At 62.4% G+C, this 24,143-nt stretch carries 29 protein-coding genes and 2 pseudogenes; 17 read left to right on the plus strand and 14 right to left on the minus strand.

All coding sequences use genetic code 11. The features are described from left to right. Positions 1-77 precede the first annotated feature (77 nt). Positions 78-2,123: an ABC transporter ATP-binding protein/permease gene (locus NKH91_RS00195; RefSeq protein WP_352483128.1), complete on the plus strand. Its 2,046-nt coding sequence runs from the start codon at positions 78-80 to the stop codon at positions 2,121-2,123. Between the two features lie 41 nt (positions 2,124-2,164). On the opposite strand, the gene NKH91_RS00200 is transcribed toward NKH91_RS00195, so the two are convergent. After that, positions 2,165-2,416 carry a hypothetical protein gene (locus NKH91_RS00200; protein WP_156948077.1) on the minus strand — a complete coding sequence of 84 codons (252 nt, stop codon included), beginning with the start codon at positions 2,414-2,416 and terminating at the stop codon, positions 2,165-2,167. Here NKH91_RS00200 and NKH91_RS00205 point away from each other — a divergent pair. Both NKH91_RS00205 and NKH91_RS00210 read left to right on the plus strand, forming a co-directional pair. Beyond that, positions 2,409-2,882 (plus strand): VOC family protein, encoded by a 474-nt coding sequence (locus tag NKH91_RS00205; protein WP_352846771.1) that lies wholly within the window; start codon positions 2,409-2,411, stop codon positions 2,880-2,882. The two genes, NKH91_RS00200 and NKH91_RS00205, sit on opposite strands and share 8 nt — an antisense overlap. A gap of 120 nt (positions 2,883-3,002) precedes the next feature. Next, positions 3,003-3,779 (plus strand): class I SAM-dependent methyltransferase, encoded by a 777-nt coding sequence (locus NKH91_RS00210; protein ID WP_023719131.1) that lies wholly within the window; start codon positions 3,003-3,005, stop codon positions 3,777-3,779. 70 nt (positions 3,780-3,849) lie between these two features. Here the strand turns inward: NKH91_RS00210 and NKH91_RS00215 are convergent, their stop codons facing one another. After that, positions 3,850-4,734, minus strand: a complete 885-nt coding sequence (locus NKH91_RS00215) for a transcriptional regulator GcvA (RefSeq protein ID WP_352846669.1) — start codon at positions 4,732-4,734, stop codon at positions 3,850-3,852. 206 nt (positions 4,735-4,940) lie between these two features. Between NKH91_RS00215 and NKH91_RS00220 the strand changes: the two genes are divergently transcribed. From NKH91_RS00220 to NKH91_RS00240, 6 genes and pseudogenes are all read left to right on the plus strand, one after another. Further along, positions 4,941-5,126, plus strand: coding sequence for a DUF1127 domain-containing protein (locus NKH91_RS00220; protein WP_352483125.1), 186 nt, complete (start codon positions 4,941-4,943; stop codon positions 5,124-5,126). Between the two features lie 72 nt (positions 5,127-5,198). After that, on the plus strand, positions 5,199-5,684 hold the full coding sequence (locus NKH91_RS00225; RefSeq protein WP_352483124.1) for a VOC family protein: 486 nt from the start codon (positions 5,199-5,201) through the stop codon (positions 5,682-5,684). Next, positions 5,681-6,448: an SDR family oxidoreductase gene (locus NKH91_RS00230; RefSeq protein WP_352846667.1), complete on the plus strand. Its 768-nt coding sequence runs from the start codon at positions 5,681-5,683 to the stop codon at positions 6,446-6,448. The genes NKH91_RS00225 and NKH91_RS00230 overlap by 4 nt, the downstream gene beginning before the upstream one ends. Before the next feature lie 235 nt (positions 6,449-6,683). Next, a complete protein-coding gene (locus NKH91_RS00235) occupies positions 6,684-7,118 on the plus strand; it encodes an FKBP-type peptidyl-prolyl cis-trans isomerase (RefSeq protein WP_023719136.1) in 435 nt (144 codons plus the stop codon). An 81-nt stretch (positions 7,119-7,199) separates the two neighbouring features. Then, positions 7,200-7,293: pseudogene (locus NKH91_RS32305) on the plus strand (helix-turn-helix domain-containing protein); the annotation flags it as partial. A gap of 83 nt (positions 7,294-7,376) precedes the next feature. After that, complete coding sequence (locus tag NKH91_RS00240; RefSeq protein WP_352846665.1) at positions 7,377-8,054, plus strand: HAD family acid phosphatase; 678 nt, start codon at positions 7,377-7,379, stop codon at positions 8,052-8,054. A 49-nt stretch (positions 8,055-8,103) separates the two neighbouring features. Here the strand turns inward: NKH91_RS00240 and NKH91_RS00245 are convergent, their stop codons facing one another. Continuing rightward, positions 8,104-9,084 (minus strand): quinone oxidoreductase family protein, encoded by a 981-nt coding sequence (locus tag NKH91_RS00245; RefSeq protein ID WP_352884471.1) that lies wholly within the window; start codon positions 9,082-9,084, stop codon positions 8,104-8,106. A gap of 98 nt (positions 9,085-9,182) precedes the next feature. Between NKH91_RS00245 and NKH91_RS00250 the strand changes: the two genes are divergently transcribed. Further along, positions 9,183-9,575 (plus strand): winged helix-turn-helix transcriptional regulator, encoded by a 393-nt coding sequence (locus NKH91_RS00250; RefSeq protein ID WP_352483120.1) that lies wholly within the window; start codon positions 9,183-9,185, stop codon positions 9,573-9,575. A gap of 75 nt (positions 9,576-9,650) precedes the next feature. Here the strand turns inward: NKH91_RS00250 and NKH91_RS00255 are convergent, their stop codons facing one another. Beyond that, positions 9,651-10,256: an NADPH-dependent FMN reductase gene (locus NKH91_RS00255; protein ID WP_023719141.1), complete on the minus strand. Its 606-nt coding sequence runs from the start codon at positions 10,254-10,256 to the stop codon at positions 9,651-9,653. 90 nt (positions 10,257-10,346) lie between these two features. Between NKH91_RS00255 and NKH91_RS00260 the strand changes: the two genes are divergently transcribed. After that, positions 10,347-10,715: a winged helix-turn-helix transcriptional regulator gene (locus tag NKH91_RS00260; protein ID WP_352494900.1), complete on the plus strand. Its 369-nt coding sequence runs from the start codon at positions 10,347-10,349 to the stop codon at positions 10,713-10,715. Positions 10,716-10,765: 50 nt separating this feature from the next. On the opposite strand, the gene NKH91_RS00265 is transcribed toward NKH91_RS00260, so the two are convergent. The 7 genes and pseudogenes from NKH91_RS00265 to NKH91_RS00295 form a co-directional block, all read right to left on the minus strand. Next, the gene (locus NKH91_RS00265; protein ID WP_245278591.1) at positions 10,766-11,131 is read right to left on the minus strand and encodes a hypothetical protein; all 366 of its coding nucleotides are present in this window, start codon (positions 11,129-11,131) and stop codon (positions 10,766-10,768) included. Positions 11,132-11,228: 97 nt separating this feature from the next. Next, entirely contained in the window at positions 11,229-11,624 is a 396-nt protein-coding gene (locus NKH91_RS00270) for an acyl-CoA thioesterase (RefSeq protein WP_023678380.1), read from the minus strand. A 157-nt stretch (positions 11,625-11,781) separates the two neighbouring features. Then, entirely contained in the window at positions 11,782-12,753 is a 972-nt protein-coding gene (locus NKH91_RS00275) for an MBL fold metallo-hydrolase (protein ID WP_352483118.1), read from the minus strand. Between the two features lie 265 nt (positions 12,754-13,018). Beyond that, positions 13,019-13,174 (minus strand): annotated as a pseudogene (locus NKH91_RS00280) (LysR family transcriptional regulator); the annotation flags it as partial. Between the two features lie 165 nt (positions 13,175-13,339). Next, entirely contained in the window at positions 13,340-13,792 is a 453-nt protein-coding gene (locus NKH91_RS00285) for a nuclear transport factor 2 family protein (RefSeq protein ID WP_352483117.1), read from the minus strand. Between the two features lie 39 nt (positions 13,793-13,831). Further along, positions 13,832-14,494, minus strand: a complete 663-nt coding sequence (locus tag NKH91_RS00290) for a hypothetical protein (RefSeq protein WP_352812063.1) — start codon at positions 14,492-14,494, stop codon at positions 13,832-13,834. 109 nt (positions 14,495-14,603) lie between these two features. Beyond that, a complete protein-coding gene (locus tag NKH91_RS00295; protein WP_198030486.1) occupies positions 14,604-15,890 on the minus strand; it encodes a LuxR C-terminal-related transcriptional regulator in 1,287 nt (428 codons plus the stop codon). Between NKH91_RS00295 and NKH91_RS00300 the strand changes: the two genes are divergently transcribed. Beyond that, complete coding sequence (locus tag NKH91_RS00300; protein WP_352846658.1) at positions 15,879-16,181, plus strand: hypothetical protein; 303 nt, start codon at positions 15,879-15,881, stop codon at positions 16,179-16,181. The two genes, NKH91_RS00295 and NKH91_RS00300, sit on opposite strands and share 12 nt — an antisense overlap. A 327-nt stretch (positions 16,182-16,508) precedes the next feature. Here NKH91_RS00300 and NKH91_RS00305 read toward each other — a convergent pair whose 3' ends face one another. After that, positions 16,509-17,435 (minus strand): LysR family transcriptional regulator, encoded by a 927-nt coding sequence (locus NKH91_RS00305; RefSeq protein WP_352846656.1) that lies wholly within the window; start codon positions 17,433-17,435, stop codon positions 16,509-16,511. Positions 17,436-17,540: 105 nt separating this feature from the next. Here NKH91_RS00305 and NKH91_RS00310 point away from each other — a divergent pair, with 105 nt between their 5' ends. Together NKH91_RS00310 and NKH91_RS00315 are read left to right on the plus strand one after the other, a co-directional pair. After that, positions 17,541-18,332: an alpha/beta fold hydrolase gene (locus tag NKH91_RS00310; RefSeq protein ID WP_352846653.1), complete on the plus strand. Its 792-nt coding sequence runs from the start codon at positions 17,541-17,543 to the stop codon at positions 18,330-18,332. Between the two features lie 220 nt (positions 18,333-18,552). Continuing rightward, positions 18,553-19,032 carry a GNAT family N-acetyltransferase gene (locus NKH91_RS00315; RefSeq protein WP_352950949.1) on the plus strand — a complete coding sequence of 160 codons (480 nt, stop codon included), beginning with the start codon at positions 18,553-18,555 and terminating at the stop codon, positions 19,030-19,032. 35 nt (positions 19,033-19,067) lie between these two features. Here the strand turns inward: NKH91_RS00315 and NKH91_RS00320 are convergent, their stop codons facing one another. Beyond that, on the minus strand, positions 19,068-19,748 hold the full coding sequence (locus NKH91_RS00320; RefSeq protein ID WP_352846647.1) for a hypothetical protein: 681 nt from the start codon (positions 19,746-19,748) through the stop codon (positions 19,068-19,070). A gap of 141 nt (positions 19,749-19,889) precedes the next feature. Then, positions 19,890-20,201: a hypothetical protein gene (locus NKH91_RS00325; RefSeq protein ID WP_352884467.1), complete on the minus strand. Its 312-nt coding sequence runs from the start codon at positions 20,199-20,201 to the stop codon at positions 19,890-19,892. A 194-nt stretch (positions 20,202-20,395) separates the two neighbouring features. Between NKH91_RS00325 and NKH91_RS00330 the strand changes: the two genes are divergently transcribed. From NKH91_RS00330 to NKH91_RS00340, 3 genes are read left to right on the plus strand one after another with little or no spacing between them, the layout of a single operon-like run. Beyond that, positions 20,396-22,012: a GMC family oxidoreductase gene (locus NKH91_RS00330; RefSeq protein ID WP_352846641.1), complete on the plus strand. Its 1,617-nt coding sequence runs from the start codon at positions 20,396-20,398 to the stop codon at positions 22,010-22,012. Further along, positions 22,009-23,220, plus strand: coding sequence for a mandelate racemase/muconate lactonizing enzyme family protein (locus NKH91_RS00335; RefSeq protein WP_352846639.1), 1,212 nt, complete (start codon positions 22,009-22,011; stop codon positions 23,218-23,220). The genes NKH91_RS00330 and NKH91_RS00335 overlap by 4 nt, the downstream gene beginning before the upstream one ends. Continuing rightward, entirely contained in the window at positions 23,217-24,140 is a 924-nt protein-coding gene (locus NKH91_RS00340; RefSeq protein WP_352884465.1) for an NAD(P)-dependent oxidoreductase, read from the plus strand. Before NKH91_RS00335 ends, NKH91_RS00340 begins: the two co-directional genes overlap by 4 nt. The last annotated feature ends 3 nt before the right edge of the window (positions 24,141-24,143 follow it).

Genomic DNA, 24,143 nt, shown 5'->3' on the forward strand with positions numbered 1-24,143 from the left:
AACCCAGGCGCTGTTGGCAGCTGACCATCTCAAGCGGACGCTATGAAACCTTCTGATTTTTAAGCCGTTATCGCCGGATGCCCGAGGCTAGATTCAAGCCGAAATCGGTTGACGCCGCCCAATTGCGCGATGCCGAGAGGTCGCGCCACGAGAAACACTCGACTGTCGAAGCCGCGTCCGAGGTCGTCGGCGAGGCCGCGCCGCCGCCGGATTTCATCGAACCCGATCCGGAGCTGACACCCGAAGAGGCTGAGCAGGCGCGCAAGAGGTACCTGCTGAAGCGTTTCTGGATCAGCGCGCGCGGTTACTGGGGCAGCATTGGCGATAGGCTCGCTTGGCCATGCACGATCGGGCTGTTGGTCCTGATCGTCACCAATGTCGGCTTCCAGTATGGGATCAATGTCTGGAATCGCGCAATTTTCGACGCCATTGAGCAACGCAACGCCCATACCGTATATCGGCTGAGCGCCGTTTTCGTGCCGCTCGTGCTCGGAAGCACAAGCCTTGTGGTGGCACAAGTCTTCTTTCGTATGACGATACAGCGCCGCTGGCGCTCCTGGCTCACCACCGCAGTCATCGCGCGTTGGCTCGCAAGTGGCCGCTACTATCAGCTGAACCTCGTCGGCGGCGACCACAGCAATCCCGAAGCCCGCATCGCCGAGGATTTGCGGATTGCCACAGAATCGCCCGTCGATTTCATTGCCGGTGTCATCGTCGCATTTCTGTCGGCCTCGACCTTCATCGTGGTGCTGTGGACGATCGGCGGCGCCTTGACCCTGCCGATTGCAGGTTCGACCGTCACCATTCCCGGCTTCCTGGTCGTCACCGCGGTAATCTATGCCGCAATCACGTCCACCTCGATGGCGGTCATCGGCCGCCATTTCGTCCACCTCTCCGAGGAAAAAAACCAGGCGGAAGCTGAGTTCCGCTACACGCTGACGCGCGTGCGGGAAAACGGCGAGAGTATCGCATTGCTCGGCGGCGAGGAGGAGGAGCGCAGCGGCATGGACAAGACATTCGCCCATGTGCTCAGGCAGTGGGCGCTCCTTGCAGGCCAGCACATGCGCACAGCGCTGGTGTCGCAGGGGTCGAGCCTGTTTGCGCCGGTCGTGCCGGTTCTGCTTTGCGCTCCAAAGTTTCTCGAAGGCAGCATGACACTTGGACAGGTAATGCAGGCTGCCTCGGCCTTTGCCATCGTGCAGGGCGCGTTCGGATGGCTGGTCGACAACTACCCCCGTCTCGCTGATTGGAATGCCTGTGCACGGCGCATCGCCTCGCTGATGATGTCGCTCGACGGGCTCGAGCGGGCGGAACAGAGCAACACCCTTGGACGCATTAAGCGCGGCGAAACCGAAGGCGATGCGATGCTTGGGCTGAACAATCTCTCCGTGTCGCTCGACGACGGTACCGCCGTGGTCAAGGAAACCGAGGTCGTGATCAAACCAGCCGAGCGGGTGCTCGTTGCCGGCGAATCCGGCTCAGGCAAGAGCACGCTGGTGCGGGCCGTCGCAGGCCTGTGGCCGTGGGGTAGCGGCAGCGTCAACATCCACGCCGACAGACGGTTGTTCATGTTGCCGCAACGGCCTTACATCCCCACCGGGACGCTTCGCCGCGCAGTCGCCTATCCAGGCGCCGCCGACAACTGGACGCTGAAAAAGATCAAGGCGGCTCTCGACAAGGTGGGACTCGATTATCTCAACGCCAAGATCGAAGAGGACGCGCCATGGGACCAGACCTTGTCGGGTGGCGAAAAGCAGCGGCTCGCCTTCGCGCGTCTTCTGCTGCACAGCCCCGATATCATAGTGCTGGATGAAGCAACCTCAGCACTTGATGAGAAGAGCCAGGACAAGATGATGGAGATGATCATTCGCGAATTGCCGAAGGTCACCATCATCAGCGTAGCGCATCGCGCCGAGCTGGAAACCTTTCATAGCCGCAAGATCACGTTGGAGCGTCGCGAGGGCGGCGCAAAGCTTGTCAGCGATATCGATCTCGTCCCGCGCAAGGGCAGACGGAACTTGCTTGTGCGCCTCCTGAGGCACCGGGGCGCCCAACCGAAAGCCAGCACGCCCTTGAGCAAAGCGGCGCTGCCCCAGACAAAGCTGCCCCAGACAAAAAAGTGAAGGCCACCGGTCGGGACCCGGCGGACCGTCGCCCGTTCGAGTCACTGCCCACATCTGGTCTTAAAAGTGCCAGCCGTGATACCTTGATGCCGTGCAGGTGTTGCTGTCGGAACGTCAGATGGCACGAGCGCATTCCATTTTCGTAGTGCAACGCCGAGGCTGGCTGTGCAAAAGCCCGGATTGACTTCAAGGCCCGGGTTGATTTCAAAAGCCCAGGTTGTTTCCAAAAGCCCAGGTTGATCAAAAGCCCAGGTTGATTCAAAAGCAAAGGGACCAGCAATGACAATCGCCAAGAACACGATCTGCCTTTGGTATGACAAGGACGCCGAGGCTGCGGCCCGCTTCTATGCCGAGACTTTCCCCGACAGCTTGGTGAAATCCGTCCACCGCGCTCCCAGCGACTACCCGTCCGGCAAGGCGGGCGACGTGCTGACGGTCGAGTTCACGGTCGCCGGCATCCCCTGCCTCGGCCTCAATGGCGGTCCCGCGTTCAAACACAACGAAGCCTTCTCCTTCCAGATCGCCACCGACGATCAGCAGGAGACCGACCGCTACTGGACCGCCATCGTCGGCAATGGCGGCCAGGAAAGTGCCTGCGGTTGGTGCAAGGACAAATGGGGCATCTCCTGGCAAATCACGCCGCGCGTTCTGACCGAGGCGATGGCTGCCGGCGGCGACGAAGCAAAGCGCGCATTCGAGGCGATGATGGAGATGAAGAAAATCGACGTTGCCGCGATCGAGGCAGCGCGGCGCGGCTGATAGTGCTGGGGTGACCCGAAGCAGAAGTCGGTGCATCACCCGGCTGAGGAGATCATCGACAAGATCAGAGCGGAGCGGCTGGGAATGCCGCCGTGCCCATCATGTCCAGGCAGGCGTGCGATGGTGTTGAACTGCGCCGAGTTTTACGACGCCGAGCTGCGACGGCACAACGAGGTCTTCAGGGCTGCCGTCAAGGCGGGAACGCGTGATCGCGTGCTCGATATCGGATGCGGCTCGGGACAATCTTCTCGCGATGCTGCCCGCGTCGCGGTGGAAGGCAGCGTGCTCGGGGTGGACGTATCGGCCGAGATGCTCGAGTTCGCCCGGAGGCGTAGCGCGGACGAGGGATTGCGAAACGTCGCCTTCGAGCGCGGCAATGCGCAATTGCTGGCGTTTCCGCCTGCCGGCTTCGATCTGTGCATCAGTCGCTTTGGCGTGATGTTCTTTGCCGATCCGGCGGCGGCGTTCGCCAATATCGGCCGGGCGATGCGACCAGGGGCACGTCTTGTGTGGATGGTATGGCAGGGCCAGGACCGCAACGAGTGGGCGACTGCCATTCAGCGGGCGATTGCGCCGGGGACCGCCATATCGGCAGCCGCCGCCACCCCGTTTTCGCTCGGTGACCCCGTCATCACCGCGGAGGTCTTGCGTGCGTCCGGTTTTGTTTCGGTCGACTTTGCCGAAGTGCATGAACCGGTTTTCTATGGCCTGGACGTCGACGCGGCTTATGACGCTTTGCTTGGCCTGCAACTGGTGAAGGATCCGCTGGCTAGCGCGGATGTGGATGTCGCTGCGGCGCTGCGGCGGTTGCGCGAACTGCTCGACGCGCGCTTGACCGCGGACGGCGTGCTTTTCGACTCGCGTGCCTGGATCATCACCGCAGTTCGGGCGAGCTGATAGTAGCGGTTTTTCGGACATTGATCTGTAGGCGAACTGTCCCCTCGGCTCGGCCTTCCCGTCACCCCATTTACGGCGTGACTTCCGAAAGCAGCCAATCCCGAAAAGCCTTGACTTTGCGCTGACGGATCGCCGCTGGCGGGTAGACGAGATAGAAGCTGGAGGGGGATTTCAGGGCGTGGCCGAAGGGCCGGACAAGTCGCCCGGCGGCAAGGTCGGCTGCAACGAGCATGGTCCGGCCGAGCACCACCCCTTCGCCTTGTGCTGCCGACTCCATGGCAAAGGTGGCAGAGTCGAAGGTAATCCCGCTCTGCGGGTCCACGCCCTCGACCCCGGCGCTTGCGAGCCAGGTCGCCCAGTCGATCGGAAAGCTGTCACGGATCAGCGTGTGATGTTTGAGATCCTGAGGCGTGCGGAGCGGATGTGCACCCTCAAGAAGCTTTGGGCTGCACACTGGAAACACCTCCTCGCCGGTCAAGAACTCTGACGTGAGCCCCGCATAATTTCCGCTGCCATAGCGGACCGCGACATCGATGCCGTCGCCGAGGAAGTTGGTCAGCTTCCCGCTCGTCGAAACCCGCACATCGATGTCGCCATGCGCACGGTGAAAGCGATAGAGGCGTGGCACCAGCCATCTCCCCGCGAAGCCATCGGAGGTACTGACGTTCAGTGTCGAGCTCGAATAGCGGGCCGTTGCTGCAGCGGTGGCGGCAGCCAACTGGTCGAGCACCTCGCGCACCGCCCGCGCATAGGGCTCGCCGACGGCGGTCAGGCTCACCGAACGCGTACCGCGCTCGAACAGCTGCACACCGAGCTGATCCTCAAGGTTCTTGATCGCCCGGCTGATGGCGCCGTGGGTGACATGAAGTTCCTCTGCCGCCTTGGAGAAACTCAACAGGCGCGCCGCCGCCTCGAAGCTCGGCAAGGTGGTGAGGGGAGGCAGTTTCCGGGGCATGATCGATACCTGCATGTGTGAGCGATGCTCACACATTGTCGCCGATAAGTCGTTTGTCGTCCAGACCGGAAGACGGCATGTTTGCTCACGTAATCAGCCATCCACCGCCGCTGCAAAAGGCAAGTCTGATGTGACTGATACTCTCGCTGACGAAAGTCGCGGGGCAACTACCAACACCAAAACTGCCGCAACCCTGGGAGAGCACCATGAGCGCCAAACGAGTTGAACCCATCGTCGACGTCCTGACCGGCATGGCCGGCCGCATCCTCGCCTCGAGCAGCCGGCGCCGGACCGAGCGGCTGATTGCACGCTTCTCGACCCGCCGGCTCGAAGACCTCGGGTTTGCCCGCGACTGGGACGGCTCGATCTATCGGCAGTCGGACCGCCGCTAGCCTGAACGAAAGTAACGGCGGACAGGTTCTTCGCGAAAGATCGCTGTCGCAAGGAATTAACGGAGAACGGACATGGCCACCATCCATCCATTCCTCTGGTTCAACACCGACGCCAAGGAGGCCCGCGATTTCTATCTCTCGGTCTTCAAGAACGGCAAAGTGCTCGAGACGATCGAATACACCGACTGGGTGTCCGGAACCAACAAGACGGTCCCGCATGCCACCTTCGATTTCGAGCTCGAGGGACTGCACCTTACAGCGCTCAACGCCGGGCCGCAGCCGCCCTTCAACGAGCGGCTCTCGCTCTACATCGAGACCAAGGACCAGGCCGAGACCGACTACTACTATGAGGCGCTCACCGCCGGCGGCGGCAGGGAACAACCCTGCGGCTGGCTCACTGACAAGTTCGGCGTCTATTGGCAGGTCATCCCGGAAATCCTGCCGCGGCTCAGTGCCGATCCGGATCGCGAAAAGGCCAACCGCGTCCGGCAGGCGATGTATGGGATGCGCAAGATCATCATCGCCGACCTCGAAGCCGCCTACGCCGGCAAGGCTTGACCCTCACCTACATCGCAAACGAATGGAGACCTCCCGTGACATCGCTCGTGGACAGGAAAGTCATCGTCGTCGGAGGCAGCTCCGGCATCGGTCTTGGCGTCGCGGAAGCTGCGCTCAACAGCGGAGCGACGGTCGTGATCGTCAGCCGGTCGCAAGAGAAACTGCAGGCGGCCGAACGGACGCTCAATGTGGGTGATCGCGTGACAAGCTTGGTCGCCGACATGACCGACGAAGCAGACGTCGCCCGCCTGTTCGACGAAGTCGGTGCGTTCGATCACCTCGTATCGACAGCCGGAACACTGCCGCCCGGCGAGCCCATCGGCGGTACCGACATGGAGGCGGTGCGGCGCTTCGTCGATAATAAGCTGATTGGCGCCGTGATGCTCTCCAAGCACGCTGTGCGCACCCTGAGGGCCGGCGGCTCCATGACCTTCACGTCGGGTATCAACAAGGACAAGCCGCCGGTGCCGGGAGGCTCAGTCGTCGCCGCGATTGCCGGCTCATTCAGCTACTTCGCCCGCGCCCTGGCGCTCGAACTGGCCCCGACGCGCGTCAATGTCGTGTCTCCCGGATGGGTAGAAACACCGATGTGGGACATCGTTGGAGAAGCCAAATCCGGCTTCTTTGCCGACATGGCTGCCCGGCTGCCATCGAGAAAAATTCCGACCGCTGCGGACGTCGCCGCCGCCTACCTCTACCTCATGGAAAGTGACTTCACGACCGGCGAGACAATCCGCATCGATGGCGGCCATAACCTGATCTAGCCGCCATTTGCACAGCGCCTGAATGGGTTGAGGCGGCATGACCGCTAGTCCGGCGCACTCCTGCCGAAGGCGGCGAGCGCCGGCGGCGTCATACCGGCGTAGCTCAATCGGGGTTTACATCGGCAGCCAGGTCCCTAGTTTTAGCGTTTCGCGCCGCGCACCGAGTGCGTGGATGATCGAGGACGGGACCGTGAGCTTTGGCCGGCCCCTCAAACCCTCCAAAAGGATGACTACCATGACACAGGCCAAGAATGGCGACACCGTGCGCATCAATTACAATGGCCGCCTCGCAGACGGCACCCAATTCGATTCTTCCGGCAACGAACCGCTGCAATTCACGCTGGGTGAAGGACAGGTGATTCCCGGTCTTGAAACCCATGTCGAGGGCATGGAGGTGGGCGCGAAAAGCACCGTGACTGTTCCCGCCGAGGCCGCCTATGGCCCCCACCGCCCCGAAGCGGTGATGACCGTTGACCGCGCCCGCGTACCAGACAACATCAACGTCGATATCGGCACTCGATTGCAGGTCAGAACCCCAGAAGGGCGCCCCATGCCGGTAACAGTCGTCGGCGTGGACGACGCCAGCGTCAAGCTCGACGGCAATCATCCGTTGGCCGGGCGGGATCTGGTGTTCGACGTTGAACTGGTCGAGATCGTTCAGGCGGCGTAGGGCACGGTCAAGGCCGTGTTGGCTACGACCTGGGGTGACGCACTTGCGCCGGAGATTTCGGCGGTGCGTCTCCTGTCGGAGGGAAAGACCGCGAGCAGCGCGGCGTTCGCGGTCGGTTACGAAAGCGTGTCACAATTCAACCGGGGGGTACGGTCGTCTGTTCGGTCTCGCTTGACAGCGGACTTCTCGTGACCGCAAAGTCTCGTGATGCGGGCGATTGGTTGGAATAGAATTGCGCGTGTCGGGGCAATCGTGCTGATGATCGGCACAAATGTTCCTGTGCCGGCACGTTCCGACTCGCTCCTTCTCACAAGCCCGTCCCAGCCAGCCAATGTCGGCGATGCGATGCTGGCGGCTGCCAATTATCATGATTCCGGCGACTATGATCGCGACCTTGCCGCAGTGGCGAAGCAGGCCGGCGACTGGGTCGTCAAGCGCGCGACGGAGGTGCCTCGCCCCGCACTGGTGCTCGACATCGACGAGACCGCTTTGGCCAACTGGGAAGTGATCACACGTGACAATTTCGGCCGCCCGATCAGCGGCGCCTGCGACATCGCAATCGACGGTCCCTGTGGCTGGGCCGCCTGGGACCAGCTTGCGAAGGATCCGGCCATTGACCCGGTGCTGGAGGTCTTCCGGCAGGCGCGAACGGCGAAAGTCGCGGTATTCTTCATCACCGGACGTCCGGAGGACCAGCGTCAGGCAACCGAACAGAACCTGCAGTCGGCCGGCTATGCCGGCTATGAGCACCTTTACATGGTCCAGCCTGGGGCCAAATACGGCTCCGCCGCAGATTTCAAGGCACCCATAAGGGCCGAAATCGAAAAGGCCGGCTACACGATAATTGCCAATGTCGGCGACCAGCCATCCGACTTGTTCGGGGGGCATGCCGAGAAGCTGTTCCTGCTGCCAAATCCGTTCTATCGGGTTCGCTGACGGCCGGAACGGCACAAGCCCGGATCCCCGGCTCCTTGCCGAGCACCTACTAGGGTATCAAGACGACCTTGCCGGTCGCGCCGCGCTCGTCCAGCAGGCGATGCGCCTGACTGGCCTGGTCGAGCGGGAAGCGACCGCCGTTGGTCACTTTAAGCTCACCATTTGCCGCCAGATTGAAGAGCCCCGACAGGCCGTCACGGAGCACCTCTGGAGAAAGCAGCGGCAGCAGTGCAAAACCCCTCAGCGACTGGTTGCGGCCGATCATCGCCTCCATCTCCGGGGCGCCGAGCGCGTATCTGCCAAGTGCGGCAAACGCCAGCTCTCTGCGAGGTGCCAGAGCCTCCAGCGCAACCGCCGTCAGCGGGCCGCCGACAATGTCGTAGACGATGTCGACGCCGGCGCCGCCTGTCGCTACCCGGATGCGCTCTGGCCAGTCCGTTTTGCTGGAGTCGACGGCAACGTCGGCCCCCAGCGACAAAGCAAGATCGAGCTTGGCCTTGCTGCCGGCAGCCGCGATGACATTGCTCGCCCCTGCCCGCTTCGCAAGCTGGACAAGCAACGAACCGACGCCGCCCGCGGCAGCGGCGACCAGCACCGATTTGCCGGCCGGCGGGCTTTGCCGCGACAGATGCAACGCCGTCAGTCCTTGCACCATCAATGCCGTCGAGGCTTCGAACGAGAGCGCATCCGGCAAGGGCACGGCCAGGCTTGCGTCAATCGTCACATAATCGGCATAGCCGCCTAACGGGCGGCTCGAGGCGAACAACGGCGCGGCGACGCGCGTGCCGAGCAAGGAAGCATCCACCCCATGCCCGAGCGCCTCCACGATCCCGGCGGCCTCGACGCCAAGGATCATCGGCAGTTGCGGCGTCACCGCGTAGCGATCTGCGCGCATCAGCACTTCGAAGAAATTCACCCCGGCCGCACGAACGCGGACCAGGACCTCGCCGGCTTGCGGCTCGGGCTTCGGCACCTCAACCATTTCGAGAACGTCAGGGTCGCCGAAACGGTTCAGTTGAATGGCTCTCATCACATGCACCGATCGTTATTGGCATCGGCCGCTGTTTGCCACTATCTGCCTGGCTTCGACCACACACCGATTTGTCCGCCGCTGACCGGGAGGTGACCATGGCCAAGCTGATCAAGAGACTGCCGATGCTGCCGGCCGAGCGCGCGCTGAAAGTGATTTCGGGCCGCTGGAAGGCGATCATCCTCTACCATCTCTTCGACGGGCCGCGGCGGCTGTCGGCGCTGCAAGGATTGATGCCCAATATCACGCAGAAAGTGCTGATCCAGCAGCTTCGCGACATGGAAGAGCACGGCCTCGTTCGCCGCGAGATCTTTGCCGAGATCCCCTCGCGCGTGGAATATTCGGCGACGCGGCTCGGCCTCAGCCTCGAGCCCATCCTGCTGGCACTTTGCCAGTGGGGTCAGCACCACGCCGACGAGTTGAATGAGATGGACCGCCTTGCCGATTGCATCATCAGGCCAAGGCAAGCGCAGGACGCGCATGCCGTCTGAAAAAAACGGGCGGCGCATGCGCCGCCCTGAATCCTTGGGAGAATTAATCCTTGGGAGGATTGTTCGAACCTGCGCTCAGGCCGCCTTGACTTCCTCGGCGACGGCATCGGCCTGACGCGCCGTCTTCAGTACCCTGGCCCACCATGCAATGTCGTTGACGAGCGCGGTTGCCGCCTGGTTGAGGTGCTCGAATTCATCGAGCTTCTTCTCACCTTGCTTGACGGCAAGGAAATCGGCCCAGGCGATGTGGACGGCGGACTTCACCGGCGCCATCTGCAACTCGACCGCATGCAGCCTCAGCTGCTCGACCGCACGCGCGCCACCAACGCTGCCATAGCCGACGAAGCCGGCCGCCTTCTTGTTCCACTCGTTGGCGGCGTAGTCGATGGCGTTCTTCAGCACGGCCGTCGGGCCATGATTGTATTCGGCGGCGGTGAAGATGAAGCCGTCGAATCCGGCGACCTTCTTTTGCCAGCGCTGCGCCACTTCGTTCTGCGACGGCGCCCAGGCGGAGGATGCGACCTCATCGAAGAACGGCAGCGGGAAATCGCGCAGGTCGACGACTTCGACATCGATGTCGGCATGCGACCTGGCGATCTTGGCAATCCATTGGGCCGGGACGTCGGCAAAGCGCGCGGCGCGGGTCGAACCAATGACGATGGCGATTTTGGGTTTTGACATAGAGGGGCTCTCCTTACAGGAATACTGGTATCGTTTAGATACCTGCGCTATATGAGTAACTGGCCGCTCAATGTGCAAGGAGGCACTTTTTTGTTACCAAGGCACCCGCACCGCACCGAGGACTGCCGCGCCATCTCGGAAATCCTGCAGCGCGTCGGCGACAAATGGACCGTGCTCGTCGTCGGCAAGCTCGGCGACGGGCCGCTGCGTTTCAACGAGCTGCGCAGCGCGGTCGGCGGCATTTCACAGAAGATGCTGACCACCACTTTGCGCGGGCTCGAGCGCGACGGCTTCGTCACGCGCACCGTGTTCCCGACCATCCCGCCGCGGGTCGACTACGAATTGACCGACCTTGGCTACGAGCTTCTGGTGCCGGTCGGTGCACTCGGCGAATGGGCGCGCAAGAACACCGAGCGTGTCAAGGTCGCGCGCGAAAAATTCGACGCGATGCACAGCTGATCCCTTGCGCTGCAAGGGTTTGAACCTGTCGGGGATCCTCCGGATGAGCCCTACTGCTGTAATTGCATCTTGCTCTTCGGCAGCTTCTCGATCCGGTTCCATTTCGGGTTGGGACTGACCACCTTGCCGCCAATCGTGCAGGTCGTGGTCGTCTCCTTCCGGCAATTGCTCACCGTCGTACCGCTGGTGTCGCATTTCGTCGCCGAGCAGATCTCGCACTTGGCCGCCTGCCCGTTGATGGTGCGGTTTTCCGACGTGCAGGTGGCGCCTGGATCGCCTTTTTTGACCTCGGCAAAAGCGCTTGCGGACGACAGGCAGAGCAAGGCTGCAAACGCACCGGCCAGGGCAGCGTTCAGCATGTGTTGACGCATTGTCTTTCCTCCCAAGATCCCGTCGCTCGCGCTGCAGGCGCGCATGCGGGAACCCGTTGGTCAAAGACCACGCCGGATCGCTGCCCGCATCCCCCGCGCGGGAGAGACGGCTGTTTAAGTTCGTCTTCTGGAATCAGGCCGGTCAGCCTTCGGCCGGAACCGCCTTCGGCTTGCCTTCGCCGTCCAGCGCCACCATGACGAAGTCGGCATGGGTGACCTTCTCCATCAGGTCGGAGAGATAGCGCTGCGCCCAGGCCTCGACCTTGAGCGTCATCGAGGTGCGGCCGACGCGTTCGACATGCGTATAGATGCACAGCGTGTCGCCGATCTTCATCGGCTTGGCGAAGGACATTTCCTTCACCGCCGCCGTCACCACGCGGCCCTTGGCGCGCTCGGCGGCGCGGATGCCGCAGGCGAGATCCATCTGCGCCATCACCCAGCCGCCAAAAATATCGCCCGCCGCATTGGCATCGGAAGGCATGGCCAGCGTCCGCAGAGTCAAATCGCCGATCGGCCGCCCGTCCGCGTAATGCACCATTTGGCCAATCCTCTCGAAGCCGATCGTCCGACCCCGTACCGTCCTGGCACGGACAGGTCAACGCCACTGAATGGTGTCGCGGCCTGACGTTCGGCGATGCATTCTATGGCCGAGGTGAGAAAGCTGGCGCGCCCGAGAGCTTACCAATAGGCGCGCTTTACAAAGCGGGCCACGGCGTCGGGACGTAGGCGTAGGCGTTGCCTTCGCGGATCACATGACCGATGCCTGGGAAGGGCAGGTGCATGCCTGCGACGAGCAGGTCATCCGCCGACACCATGTCGAGCACCTTCTTGCGTGTGGCGATTGCGGCCGCCTGGTCCACGTCGAAAGCGATTGCCCATTCCGGATGCGCAAATTGCAGCGCGGAGGCGTGGATTACGTCAGTGAAGAGCAGCAGGTTGGCGTCACCAGAGCCAATCCGAAGCGCGAGATGCCCCGGCGTATGTCCGGGCGCAGGCAATGCCCTGATCCCGGGCGCGATCTCGACCTCGCCTTCGATCTTCCTGACTTTGCCATGGTAAGGCACCAGCGATTTGCGCGCTATTTCGAAGTACGGCTTCATCTGGTCGGGCGCCTTGGATAGGATCCCGTCATCGTGCCAGAAAGCGAATTCCGGCGCGGCAACCACGACCTCCGCTCCCGGGAAGGCGGCCTTGCCGCCAATTCCGACAAGGCCGTTGGCATGGTCGGGATGGAGGTGGGTGATGATTACCGTGTCGATTTCTTCCGGCCTGACGCCGGCGGCTGCGAGCGCCTCAGGTATATGTCCCAGTATAGGCCCCATCGCCGATGCCGTGCCGGTATCGATCAGCACCCGCCTGTCGCCCCTGGTGACAAGGTAAGCGTTGACCGAGGTCGGGAGTGCCTTTGGCAGGAATGCCTTTGCCAAAAGCGCTTCAGCGGCAGCCGGATCGGCGGAAGGGAAGAGTTCAAGGCCGAGATTGAGATAGCCGTCGCTCAGTGCTGTGATTTCGAGGTCGCCGAGCATGAACCTGTGGGCACTCGCAAGCGAAGCCGGAGACGGGGCGGCGATAGCCGCAGCGTTGCTCCCAAAGAAGCTGATCGGGGAAAGTAGCAGGGCGCCGGCACTAAAGGTCCCGAGGCCGAACGTTCGACGGTCGATATTCATGGTCTTGTCCTTCGAATTGCAGATGAAGCTAGTCCCAGACTACGTCGTCGCTGCCAGTGCGGATGCCGACCCCTCGGACCACTCTTCGAGCGGGGTCGGCGCGGGTCATGGCGAACTGCTTGCGACATCAATAATGCGCCTCACAAGCAGCTGGAATAGCGACGGGATGCAGTTCACTGCTGCAAATTATGCAGCAATCAATTTAGGCGGGTAAGGCCGCTCGTTTGGCCGTCCGCTGAACGGCCTGGCCGAGCCCCGGCTTTGCCTACTGGACAGGCATCCGAGGCTCGAGCGCTCGACGCAACGTCGGCGCCTCTTGCTCGATATGATCCCACAGACGGTTGGAGATCGGCCCGTGCGGCCGGTCGCGGCGGCGCGCCACCGCGAACTCCTCGGTACGGCCTGGCAGATGACGGCCGGACGCTCCACGCGAACGCAAGGAATGGCCGGATTGCTGGACTAGCCGGACGTTGAATGTGGATCAATTCGGGCTGAAAAGAAGCAAAGTTCTGGCTCCATGACGGCGGCAGAGCCGATGGTCCCGCCAGCGCAATTCCTTTCCCTGCCCGTTTCGGACCGACGCTTTTCAGAACGCGAAATCCGCGGACTGAACGACATCGGCTGGGAGCCAGGTTTCATGAACCTGCAAGATCTCGGGCCCGCGGCTGTAGCCGCGATCGCGGACCACCATCGTCGTGACCCGGCCATTGTTCGGTTCATCGGAGTCCTTCGCGTCGCGTTGCCATTCGTGGTAGTTCACGACCGCCAGGTCGGCGCTTTGATGGCTGATCCGGATGTCGCGTATTTTGATACGGAAGGCCGGATTCGATCCGTAGATGCTCTTCATGTAACCTGCGAAGTCTTTTTTCCCGAACGCCCTGCCGCCTGGCATGATGGCGACCAGATCGTCGCTGATCCGGTCGAGCGCGTTCTTCTTGAACGTCGCGTCGTCGCCAGGGCATCGGCCCGCCACCCAGTCGGTGAAGAATTCGTGGATGTCGTGGATCGTCGCCTCGATTTCCTTCGTTTGAAGGGACATTTTTTCCTCCTGTCTCAAGATGATGCTGGATCAGGCGCTTTACGCCGTGGCTTGCCCCGACCGGACGCTGCTTGAGGACAGCCCGTACCACGCGAGCCACAGGCACATGAGAAGCGAGGAAACCAGCCAGATCGGACCCCCGATGCCGATCCCGAGCTGCTCACCGAGTGTCCACCCGGTTGCCGAAAGGATACCGAACGCCGAGCCGACGATCGCGGCCCATCGGGGCAGTATCCCGACGTTATCGCGGGCGTCGTGATACGCGACAAGCGCTGTCGCCAAGGCCAGCGCCCAGAATCCGTTACCCATGCCGCCGGAAAACGCCCACCAGGTCATGAAGGCGTTGGTGTCACCCCGGTCGGCCACGACCGCGACCACCGATGCCTCGGCGACTGCGGTGGAGAACGTGGTCAGGGCGCCGAGAGCCATCACCATCCAGGCGGAACTCAGCATCGGCGAATGCCGGACCCGGGGGTTGAGCGCCAGGTTCAGGAACGAAGCGCCGGCGATCAGGAACAGCGCCGCTGCCGCCGTCCAATGGACCATAGCCCATCGCCCATGGCCCTCGGCGATATTCTGCATCTGAACAGACAAATCCGCGTCCGGTGGCCCGTGAAAGACGAGCGCAGCCGCCAGCAGCAGCGTTCCGGTGGCGAGCCAGACACCGCCCGGCCCGCTCATGCTGTTATTATTCGTTTGCATCGGGAAAACCTCCTGTGGCCTTTGCCACGCCATGAAGTTTAGACCCGCGTCACGGTTGCCCGCTTCGGCGTAAATACCCACGCAGCGAGAAATTTTCGCTTGGGTAGGATTACCCAGATACGCCCATGCCGATCAGGCCGTGCTCGACCGCAAAGGCCGTGGCTGCCGCGCGCGTGCGCACGTTCAGCCGCGTCAGGATATCGCTAACGTGACGGTCTACCGTCCGCTGGCTCAGACCGAGCTCGCCGGCAATTTCCGGGTTGGTCAGGCCTGACGCGATCAGGCGCAGAACCTGCGTCTGTCTGAGGGTGAGAACTTCGCTGCCTGTCGCCGTCATGATAGCCCGCAGCTTGCCGGCAACGGCTTCGTCGGGGCGCGCGCCGAGCTCGCGGAAAAGTCTTATCGCTTCGTCCAGTTCGGTCTGCGCCGCTTCAGTATCGCCGGTTGCGAGACAGGCCCGCGCTGTCAGCACCCGCATCCGGGCAAGATGATAGGGCGCCCGAAGGTCCCAGAGGATCTCCACTGCGCGCCGGATATGGGCCAATGCCTCCGCGGCTCGACCAGCATGGATCAGCACCCGCGCGGTAGCCTCGGCGGCTGCGGCGCGGACTGCATCCGCGGAATATTGGCGCGCGCAGTCGCGCAGTGTTTCGCACAGTTCCCAGGCGTCATCGGCCGAACCGACAGCGAGAGTGATTTCCACCGCAGCCGGCAAGAGGCGGAGTTTGCCCGGAATGTCATCGACCGACTGCAGTGCGCGGCGGATCGCCGAAAGGGCCGGCTGCTCGTGCCCCTGCTGCAATCGCATAAGCGCCAGTCCCGGCTGCGGATCGAACCCGAGCCTGCTCGCTGCGCGATAGGCGGCATCGGCCTCGTCCCATTGGCCGCGGAGGCGAAAGACCTCGCCCTTCTGGTAGAATGCCGGACCGGCGTGGTGCTTCGAGGGCCCCTGCTGAAGGCGGATGCTGGCGACACTGGCCTCGCGGCCGGCCTCGTCCCAGTGGCCGTCGAGGATCAGGATTTCGGCCCGGTGGATCAGGCATCGGCCGGTGAAGGCAACGATGTCGGGCTGTCCCGCGCACCATCCGATCAGCGCCGATGTCCATTCCCTCGCCCGGCTCGTGGCATGAAATTTCTGACAGATCTCGATCACGCTGCAGTAGACCAGCCCGGTAACGATCGGTGAGAGCCGGCCCGAGGTGACCGAAACCATCGCTTCGTCCAGCAGTTCGAAGCCGCGCACATAGTCGCCGCGCACGATCAATATCCGACCCTGAAGGTGGCGCGCGATAGCCAAGAGGTCCGGATCTTCGCAGCGCTGTCCGATCTCCGCGGCACGTGTTGCGTGGGTGAATGCTTCGTCCGGACTGTCGGCGGCGAGGCATTGTTCGACCATTGGGAGCTGAAGGTAACCTTGTTCTGCACATTCCGGCGCATGATCCGCGACCAACCGGTTGGCGCGGGTCAGCCATCCGCTGCCTTGGGCGAATTCGCCGCGAAACATCAGGGTGAGCCCGATCCAGAAGCCGCAACGCGCTGCGGATCGTTCGCGTCCGTTCCGGAGATGCTCTTCGAAGGCCCTCTCGTAGTCCCGAACGAATTCCTCCTCGCGCCCAAGCATGTAGGCGGCTTCCCCGAGGCGCTGGAGCTCGGCGCCGCCAAGTTCACTGCGGCGGTCTCTGTCTGACAGTTCGCGGTGAAGCCTGGACCAATCTCCGCGATTGGCTAGCTCCGCATACGGATCCGATGCAACTGCACCGTCTTCCGGCGACTTGTCGGGTGATCGGTCGGAGGGCGCGGGCATATCCTCAGAATAGCACATATCTTGCTGAGGAGGTGGCGGCAGGTTACCGATATGGCAGAAGTTCGTTTCGGGCTCAATCGAGCCGTTCATCGCGTCCGCCGCCGAGGACCGGGAAGGGTCGCGCTCTGCCGTCTGCAAGGTGTTTGTCCAGCGACTGTTGTGTGGCGAAACCGGCTAAAATCCCTGTCGTGTGAAACGTGTCATGGCCGCTTAGGGTGTCATTTCGCCCTCTACCGGAACCGCCCCCAACGTCGGCGCCTCTTGCTCGATATGATCCCACAGACGGTTCGAGATCGGCCCGTGCGGCCGGTCGCGGCGGCGCGCCACCACCAACTCCTCGGTACGGCCTGGCAAATGACGACCGGCAATGGATTGCAGGCGTCCGTCGCGCAGTTCTTCCTCGATCAGGAAACGGGGCATGTGGCCCCACCCGAGGCCCTGCAGGATAATTTCCTTCTTCATGCCCTGATCGGCCACCATGCATTGAGGCGCACCCTCGATCATGAAGTAGTCTTGTTGCGGTGAATGGCGGGCCGTGTCGCACATGACACATTGGGTGAACGCGTGCATCTGATCCGGTGTGATTGGGTGCTTGATCCGCTCCGGCAGAAAGCCCGACGCCACTACGGGAACGAATGGCACCTTGCACAGGTCGATCCATTCCACCCGCGGGTCGCTCTTGTCGATCCAGTGCAGAATCAAATCGGCTTCGTCATCGAAGAGGCGCTCCCATGGGCCGCCCACCGCCTCGAAATGCAGATGCAGGCGTGTGCCGGGACGCTGGGCGAAGAACCGTCCGAGCATGCCCAGCGCCTGCGGGCGCGGGCACAGGTCGCCGATCACCACATGGATCTCGCTTTCTTCACCCATTGACAGCTGCGCAGCATGGATACGCAAGCCTTCCAGCTCGCGCAGCAGCGATTGTGCCCTGCGATGGAACGACAGCCCTGCCTCGGTGGGGCGCACGCGATAGCCGCCGCGATCCAAAAGGACGAGGTCGAGTTGCCGCTCCAGCTTTGCCACGGCGGCGAACACCGCCGGGTGCGAGCGATGCAGCATGGCCGCCGCAGGCTGAAAGCCGCCGCAGCGGATCACGGCATCGAAGCATTGCAGGTCGTGCAGGGTGAATTCGGCCATGTCAGCTTCTATTACAGAGATAGTCCTATCTTTGTAATATCATCAAAAGCGCGGCGCAGCTAGGCTTGCCACATTCAACGCTTCAAAAAAGAAGGTATATTCACCATGAATGAGCTGGATTTCGTGACCGTCGGCGATGGCGCGCGCATCGCCTACCGCATCGACGGCGACGCCGGGAAGCCCGTGCTGATGCTGTCGAATTCCATCGGCACCACGCTGCGGATGTGGGACATGCAGGTCGACGAGCTGTCGAAGCATTTTCGCGTTCTGCGCTATGATTTTCGCGGCCACGGAGGGTCGAGCGTTCCGGTCGGCGCCTATTCGCTCGACCGGCTTGGCCGCGACGTGATCGAGTTGCTCGATGCCCTGGGCATTGAACGCGTACACTTCCTCGGTCTGTCGTTGGGCGGCTTCGTCGGGCAGTGGCTCGGCATCCACGCGCCCGAGCGGATCGAGCGATTGATCCTGAGCAACACCTCATCCTACCTCGGACCGGCAAAGCAGTTTGACGAGCGGATTGCCGCCGTGCTGCAGGCGCCGGACATGTCCGAAACCGCCGAGATGTTCCTGGGTAACTGGTTCCCTGCAAAAATGCTGGCGGCCGGCGAGCCCGTCATCGAGGCATTTCGCACCATGCTGCTGGCCATAGATCGGCAAGGCTTGGCTGGTTTGTTCGCAGCGGTTCGCGATGCGGACCTTCGCCGAACCGTGGCTCTGATTTCCAGGCCAACGCTGGTGATCGCCGGCCAGCACGACACTGTCACAGCCGCCAGCCATAGCGATCTGATCGCCGCGACGGTGCCCGGCGCGAAACTGGTTGTCCTGCCCGCGGTTCACTTGTCGAACGTCGAGTACCCTGCAGAGTTCATGCAGGCCGTGCTCGGTTTTCTGCGCTGAGCCGGAGCACGGCGGGGATGCTGAGTGAAGCCCCGTTTCGAACATCACCCGCATGGACCGCAACCTATGATGCGCTAGCGCGCAGTGCAGGCTAGACTGGTAACATCGATAGCGGATGACGGCTGACATGGAACTTGGCTTTCGCCCACTGACGCCCGATCTGTGGCCGGCGCTCGAGGACCTGTTCGGTGAGAGCGCGGTCTGCAGTCGTTGTTGGTGTATGTACGGGCGGATCGGTCGTTCTTATCGAAAGCGACCTGGCGAGGAAAACAAGGCGGCGTTCCGGCAAGCCGTCCAGCATGGTCCGCCTCCGGGTTTGCTTGCTTTCGACGGCGATATGGCTGTCGGCTGGTGCCAGGTGACGCCGCGGGATGCCCTGCCCTGGCTCGATCGGCTATGGCAGCTCAAGCGCGTGGACGACAGGCCGGTCTGGTCCCTGTCCTGCCTCTACGTGCGAAAACAATACCGCCGGCGGGGCGTAACATTCCAGCTGATTGCGCAGGCACTGGAAGTCGCAAGGCGCGCAAAAGCTCCCGCACTCGAAGCTTATCCTTTCGACGCCGACGTATCGCCGAGCGCTTCCGGCAGCGGATATGCCTCCACCTTCGCGCGCGCCGGGTTCAAGGTCGTCGCCCGCAGGACGCCGGCCCGCCCGATCATGCGCTATGATTTCAAGCAGATTGCTGATCATCGCCCGTGATCGCAGCTTGAAGTTCGGCTACGGGTGGAAAGTTGTCATCCAGCCGCTATTGCACCCGCTTCGCTTCTCGCTTTTGCGAGGATGGTCGTCTCCGGCGCAATGGCAAATTGCTCACAAAATGCATCGATGTGATGCTGGCCCCGATCCGCGTCTCCAATGGCAACAAGGGCCAAGCCCCAGGCGAGGTCTGTCTGCACATAGTTTTCCAACGAAAAACGTCGAAATTTCATCTTTGATCGTCGTTCGAAACTAGCAGCAACGTCCTTTAGTGTGGTGATTCTGGACCAGTCCCGCTGGGCAGCATTGAGCGCCGCCAACGCGGCGCGTTCAACCCGATAGGCGCTATCGTTACTATAGAATGAGCACCAGTTGGGAATCCGGCCCGATGAATCAATCGGGTCAATGCAAAGGTCAAAATTCGCTGACTTCGCCGTTCTTTTCCACCGGAGGCTTCCGCCTCTGAAAATTGGTACAAAGTCGATCGAGACGCCCCAACAGGCGGAGAAGGTCATGCCTTTCAGCGCCTGAAATTTCAGCAGATAGCGTATGTGATCTGTCGGACGGCGAACCCAGAACAAATCCCCTACTCGTTGAAAATCGTATGGCAAGCCGCCTTCCAATGCTCCAGCGGCAATGTCGCCCAATGCTTTACCACGCTGACGCGCACGACCGAGGTCTGGCTGCCGACGAAATCTTTCGACCAAGCTGGAGAACATCTAACCTCTTCAACGGCAATCGTAATGTTGAGCGTCACCGGCGAACATTACTGAACGCAAACAGATCAATCAAAGCCGTAGCGAGGCGCTCACCGACATTGCAAGAGCTAGACTTCCGCAGCGGATTGCAGCTTGGCAAGCTTACGTCTCCGGGCGAATGAACCGGTTGGCGAACCTTACATTGTAGACGTGAAAATCACCGTCGGGCATGATTATCAATCCGGTGATGTTCGCCCGTTCGAAGCTATCTTCGACCGCGGGGTCGTTGACCTTCAAACTCACCGTCAGCGCACCGTCTACTTGATGAATTTCCTTATAATCGTATGCAACGCCCTCACCGAAGCAGGTGATGCAACCTCCCGAGATGATGAGTTCGACCGTTGGATCATCAGCGTCGACCCACTTGCCCTGCATTTGATCCGGCAATGGTGCATCCCGCCCAAATTGCTGCATTCCCATCCTCCAGTGCCAGCCGAGCGCTCCCAGCGTAGTTTCCGAGGCTAACGTCCGCAACGGGTGGTCGCGAGCTGAAATCCAAACCGGGTATCGCCGGTCGCTTTTTTCACAAGCGATGCCGGAAGCTCCGGTGATGGCGGCGGCTTGCGGCGTCTAGGCTGGGCGAAATTCCGGAGCCAGCCGCAGCCACCATGCAAACCTATGACTTCATCATCGTCGGCTCCGGCTCGGCCGGTTCGGTCCTGGCCGAAAGGCTGTCGGCTTCGGGCCGCTTCTCGGTGCTGGTGCTCGAGGCCGGCGGCAGCGACCGTCGCTTCTACGTCCAGATGCCGCTCGGCTACGGCAAGACCTTCTTCGACCCAGCGGTCAACTGGAACTACAAAGCCGAGCCTGACCCCGGGCTTGCCGGCAATGTCGACCACTGGCCGCGCGGCAAGCTGCTCGGCGGCTCGAGCTCGATCAACGCCATGGTCTGGGTCAGGGGCGCGCGCGAGGATTTCGACGCTTGGGCAGCGGCCGGCAACCCGGGCTGGGGCTTCGACGCCCTGCTGCCCGTCTTCAAGGCGCTGGAGGACAATCAGGCCGGCGCCGACCAATGGCGCGGCGTCGGCGGGCCGCTGCACATCACCGACTGCTCGACTTCCGTCCATCCGCTCACCAAGCGCTATCTCGCAGCCGCCAACCAGGCCGGCCTGCCGCTCAACCCGGATTTCAACGGCGCCTCGCAGGAAGGCGTCGGCGTCTACCAGATCACCACCAGGGACGGCCGCCGCATGTCGGCGGCGCGCGCCTTCCTGCGCCCGGCGATGAAGCGCAAAAACGTCCGCGTCGAGATCAACGCGCTGGCAACAAAAATCCTGTTCGAGGGCAAGCGCGCCGTCGGTGTCGAGTATCTCCAGAATGGCGCGACAAGGACCGCTCGGGTAGGCCGCGAGGTCATCCTGTCGGGCGGTTCGGTCAATTCGCCGCAATTGCTGCAGCTTTCCGGTGTCGGCCCGTCGGCGCTGCTTAGCGCGCTCGGCATTCCTGTCGTTCACGCCAACGAAAATGTCGGGGCCAACCTGCAGGACCATGTCGGTATCAACTACACCTTCAAGGGCAGGCTGCCGACACTCAACCAGATCCTGCGCCCGTGGTGGGGCAAGCTGCTGGTCGGCATGCAGTACGTGTTTTTGCGCTCGGGCCCGCTGTCGCTGTCGATGAACAATGCCGGCGGCTTTTTCCGCACCGATCCGGCCACGGCACGGCCCAATATGCAGCTTTATTTCCAGGCGTTTTCGACCGTCATTCCGAAGAGCGGCGAACGGCCGATCCTGACGCCAGATCCATGGCCGGGCTTTTCCATCGGGCTCTCCAACTGCCGTCCGTCGAGCCGCGGCGAAATCATGATCCGCTCCGCCAATCCGCGCGATTATCCCAAAATCGTCGCTAATGCCTTTTCGACCGAGGCGGATGTCGCCGAAATGCTGGCGGCGGTGAAATTCGTCCGGAAGGTCGCTTCGATGCCGGCGATGGCGGAGATCATCGAGGAAGAGGTTTTGCCGGGTCTGTCGATCACCTCCGATGCGGACCTCATTCAGGATTTCAGAAAGCGCTCGGGTACCGTCTATCACCCGGTCTCGACCTGCCGCATGGGGCCGGACGCGGCGCGCGCCGTCGTCGATCCGCGCCTCAGGGTGCACGGCATCCAGGCGTTGCGCGTCATCGACGCCTCGATCTTTCCGGACAACATCACCGGCAACACGAACGCCGCCGCGATCATGACCGGATGGAAGGGCGCCGAACTGGTTCTGGAGGATCAAAAATGAAGATCACCGACGTCAAGACCTGGGTGGTCGGCAATCCGCCACCCGGCATCGGCGGCAAATATTTCATCTTCGTCAAGCTTACCACCGATGGCGGCGTCGTCGGCTATGGCGAGGCCTACAACGCCACCTTCTCGGCCCATGTCACCGCAAAAATGGTCGAGGACATGGCAGAGCGCTATCTCGTCGGCCGCGATCCGCACGACGTCGAGACCTTCTTCCGCCGCGCCTATTCGTCCGGCTTCACCCAGCGCCCCGACGTGTCGGGCATGGGCTGTTTCTCGGCGCTCGAAATCGCCTGCTGGGACATTATCGGCAAGGAGGCCGGCAAGCCGGTCTACAAGCTGCTTGGCGGCCAGGTGCACGAAACGCTGCGTTCCTATACCTACCTTTATCCGCACACCGGCAGCGTCCACTCCGAGGATGCGCGCGGCAAGAACGTCTACAACGATCCTGATCTGGCCGCCGCCTGCGCGCTCGAATATGTCGAGCAGGGTTTCAATGCGGTCAAGCTCGATCCGGCCGGCCCCTACACCGCCTTCGACGGGCACCAGCCGCGCCTCGTCGACATCGACCTCTCCGCCCGCATGGTCAAGGCGATCCGCGAGGCGGTCGGCACCAGAGCCGACATCCTGTTCGGCACGCACGGCCAGTTCACCGCTTCGGGTGCATTGCGCCTCGCCCGCGCCATCGAGCCCTATGATCCGCTGTGGTTCGAGGAGCCGGTGCCGCCCGACATGCCCGAGGTCATGGCTCAAGTGGCGCGCGGCACTTCGATCCCGATCGCGACAGGGGAAAGACTGACGACCAAGTTCGAATTTGCCCGGGTCATCGAGAACCGTGCCGCGACCATTCTTCAACCCGACCTTGGCCGCTCCGGCGGCATTCTCGAAACCAAGAAGATCGCCGCCATGGCCGAGGCCTATCACATCCAGGTCGCGCCGCATTGCTATTGCGGGCCGATCGTCGGCGCCGCCAACATCCAGCTTGCGGTGACGCTGCCCAACTTCCTCATTCTGGAATCACTGAAGCAGTGGGACGGTTTTCACGAGAAGCTGCTCAAGAAGAAGATCGAATGGCAGGACGGCAACGTTATCCCGTCGAAGGAGCCGGGCCTCGGCGTCGAGCTCGATGAGGCCGTCTGCGAGGCGCATCCCTGGACCGGCAAGGACCTGCATTTGCAGATGCTGCAGACGCCGTTGATGCCGTGAGCGCGCGTCAGAGCTATGCCTTCATCGGTCTTGGCCATCTCGGCGGCCAGCTCGCCGCCAACCTGATCCGCAACGGCTTTGCCGTCACCGTATTCGACCGCGACCCGGCGGCCGTCGAGCGGCTGGTGATGCTTGGTGCCGATGCCGCCAACAGCCCAGCTGAGGCCGCTGGCCGCGCCGGCAATGCCGTCACCTGCCTGCCCTCGCCAAAAGTCAGCGAGGCGGTGCTGGCCGGCCCCGGCGGATTGCTCGAAGGCCTGCCCGCAGGCGGCAGTTGGATCGAGATGTCGACCAATGGCCAAGACGAGATCGTGCGCCTTGCATCCCTCGCCTCGGCAAGAGGCGTCGAGACGCTCGAATGCCCGGTCACCGGCGGCGTTCATCTGGCGGCGGCCGGACAGATCACTGCGCTGGTCGGCGGCGACGCAGCGCTTTATGCGCGCCACCGCGCGGCCGTCGAGGCGATGTGCGCGCGCTCGTTCCTGATGGGTCCGGTCGGCTCGGCGGCGGTGATCAAGGTCATCACCAACATGCTGGCCTTCATCCATCTGGTCGCCGCCGGCGAAGCGCTGATGCTGGCCAAACAGGGCGGGCTCGACCTTGCCCAGTCCTATCACGCCATCGTCGCCTCCTCCGGCAACAGCTTCGTCCATGAGACCGAAAGCCAGCTGGTGCTGAACGGCTCCTACGACATCGGCTTCACCATGGACCCGGCGTTGAAGGATCTCGGCTTCGCCCTCGGCATGGGTGAAAAATTCGGCGTGCCGCTCGAGCTTGCCTCGCGCGTCGACGCAATCTTCAGGCAAGGCAAGCAGGCCTATGGCGGCAGCGCCTGGTCGACAATGATCGTGAAACTGCTCGAGGATGCCGTCGGCACCGACCTGCGCGCACCCGGTTTCCCGGCTAAACTCGCAAGTTGATAT

Source organism: Mesorhizobium sp. M0894 (assembly GCF_040319725.1).
Lineage (GTDB): Bacteria > Pseudomonadota > Alphaproteobacteria > Rhizobiales > Rhizobiaceae > Mesorhizobium.

Excerpts from the sequence above, each read along its gene's own strand:
- NKH91_RS00320 (WP_352846647.1), bottom strand. The coding sequence starts at position 19,748 with ATGTTCTCCAGCTTGGTCGAAAGATTTCGTCGGCAGCCAGACCTCGGT.
- NKH91_RS00225 (WP_352483124.1), top strand. The coding sequence starts at position 5,199 with ATGGCCACCATCCATCCATTCCTCTGGTTCAACACCGACGCCAAGGAG.
- NKH91_RS00330 (WP_352846641.1), top strand. The coding sequence starts at position 20,396 with ATGCAAACCTATGACTTCATCATCGTCGGCTCCGGCTCGGCCGGTTCG.
- NKH91_RS00265 (WP_245278591.1), bottom strand. The coding sequence starts at position 11,131 with ATGCGCGCCTGCAGCGCGAGCGACGGGATCTTGGGAGGAAAGACAATG.
- NKH91_RS00250 (WP_352483120.1), top strand. The coding sequence starts at position 9,183 with ATGGCCAAGCTGATCAAGAGACTGCCGATGCTGCCGGCCGAGCGCGCG.
- NKH91_RS00255 (WP_023719141.1), bottom strand. The coding sequence starts at position 10,256 with ATGTCAAAACCCAAAATCGCCATCGTCATTGGTTCGACCCGCGCCGCG.
- NKH91_RS00315 (WP_352950949.1), top strand. The coding sequence starts at position 18,553 with ATGTACGGGCGGATCGGTCGTTCTTATCGAAAGCGACCTGGCGAGGAA.
- NKH91_RS00305 (WP_352846656.1), bottom strand. The coding sequence starts at position 17,435 with ATGGCCGAATTCACCCTGCACGACCTGCAATGCTTCGATGCCGTGATC.
- NKH91_RS00210 (WP_023719131.1), top strand. The coding sequence starts at position 3,003 with ATGGTGTTGAACTGCGCCGAGTTTTACGACGCCGAGCTGCGACGGCAC.
- NKH91_RS00235 (WP_023719136.1), top strand. The coding sequence starts at position 6,684 with ATGACACAGGCCAAGAATGGCGACACCGTGCGCATCAATTACAATGGC.
- NKH91_RS00285 (WP_352483117.1), bottom strand. The coding sequence starts at position 13,792 with ATGTCCCTTCAAACGAAGGAAATCGAGGCGACGATCCACGACATCCAC.
- NKH91_RS00245 (WP_352884471.1), bottom strand. The coding sequence starts at position 9,084 with ATGAGAGCCATTCAACTGAACCGTTTCGGCGACCCTGACGTTCTCGAA.
- NKH91_RS00325 (WP_352884467.1), bottom strand. The coding sequence starts at position 20,201 with ATGCAGCAATTTGGGCGGGATGCACCATTGCCGGATCAAATGCAGGGC.
- NKH91_RS00270 (WP_023678380.1), bottom strand. The coding sequence starts at position 11,624 with ATGGTGCATTACGCGGACGGGCGGCCGATCGGCGATTTGACTCTGCGG.
- NKH91_RS00295 (WP_198030486.1), bottom strand. The coding sequence starts at position 15,890 with ATGGTCGAACAATGCCTCGCCGCCGACAGTCCGGACGAAGCATTCACC.
- NKH91_RS00310 (WP_352846653.1), top strand. The coding sequence starts at position 17,541 with ATGAATGAGCTGGATTTCGTGACCGTCGGCGATGGCGCGCGCATCGCC.
- NKH91_RS00215 (WP_352846669.1), bottom strand. The coding sequence starts at position 4,734 with ATGCCCCGGAAACTGCCTCCCCTCACCACCTTGCCGAGCTTCGAGGCG.
- NKH91_RS00290 (WP_352812063.1), bottom strand. The coding sequence starts at position 14,494 with ATGCAAACGAATAATAACAGCATGAGCGGGCCGGGCGGTGTCTGGCTC.
- NKH91_RS00275 (WP_352483118.1), bottom strand. The coding sequence starts at position 12,753 with ATGAATATCGACCGTCGAACGTTCGGCCTCGGGACCTTTAGTGCCGGC.
- NKH91_RS00195 (WP_352483128.1), top strand. The coding sequence starts at position 78 with ATGCCCGAGGCTAGATTCAAGCCGAAATCGGTTGACGCCGCCCAATTG.
- NKH91_RS00240 (WP_352846665.1), top strand. The coding sequence starts at position 7,377 with ATGATCGGCACAAATGTTCCTGTGCCGGCACGTTCCGACTCGCTCCTT.
- NKH91_RS00220 (WP_352483125.1), top strand. The coding sequence starts at position 4,941 with ATGAGCGCCAAACGAGTTGAACCCATCGTCGACGTCCTGACCGGCATG.
- NKH91_RS00335 (WP_352846639.1), top strand. The coding sequence starts at position 22,009 with ATGAAGATCACCGACGTCAAGACCTGGGTGGTCGGCAATCCGCCACCC.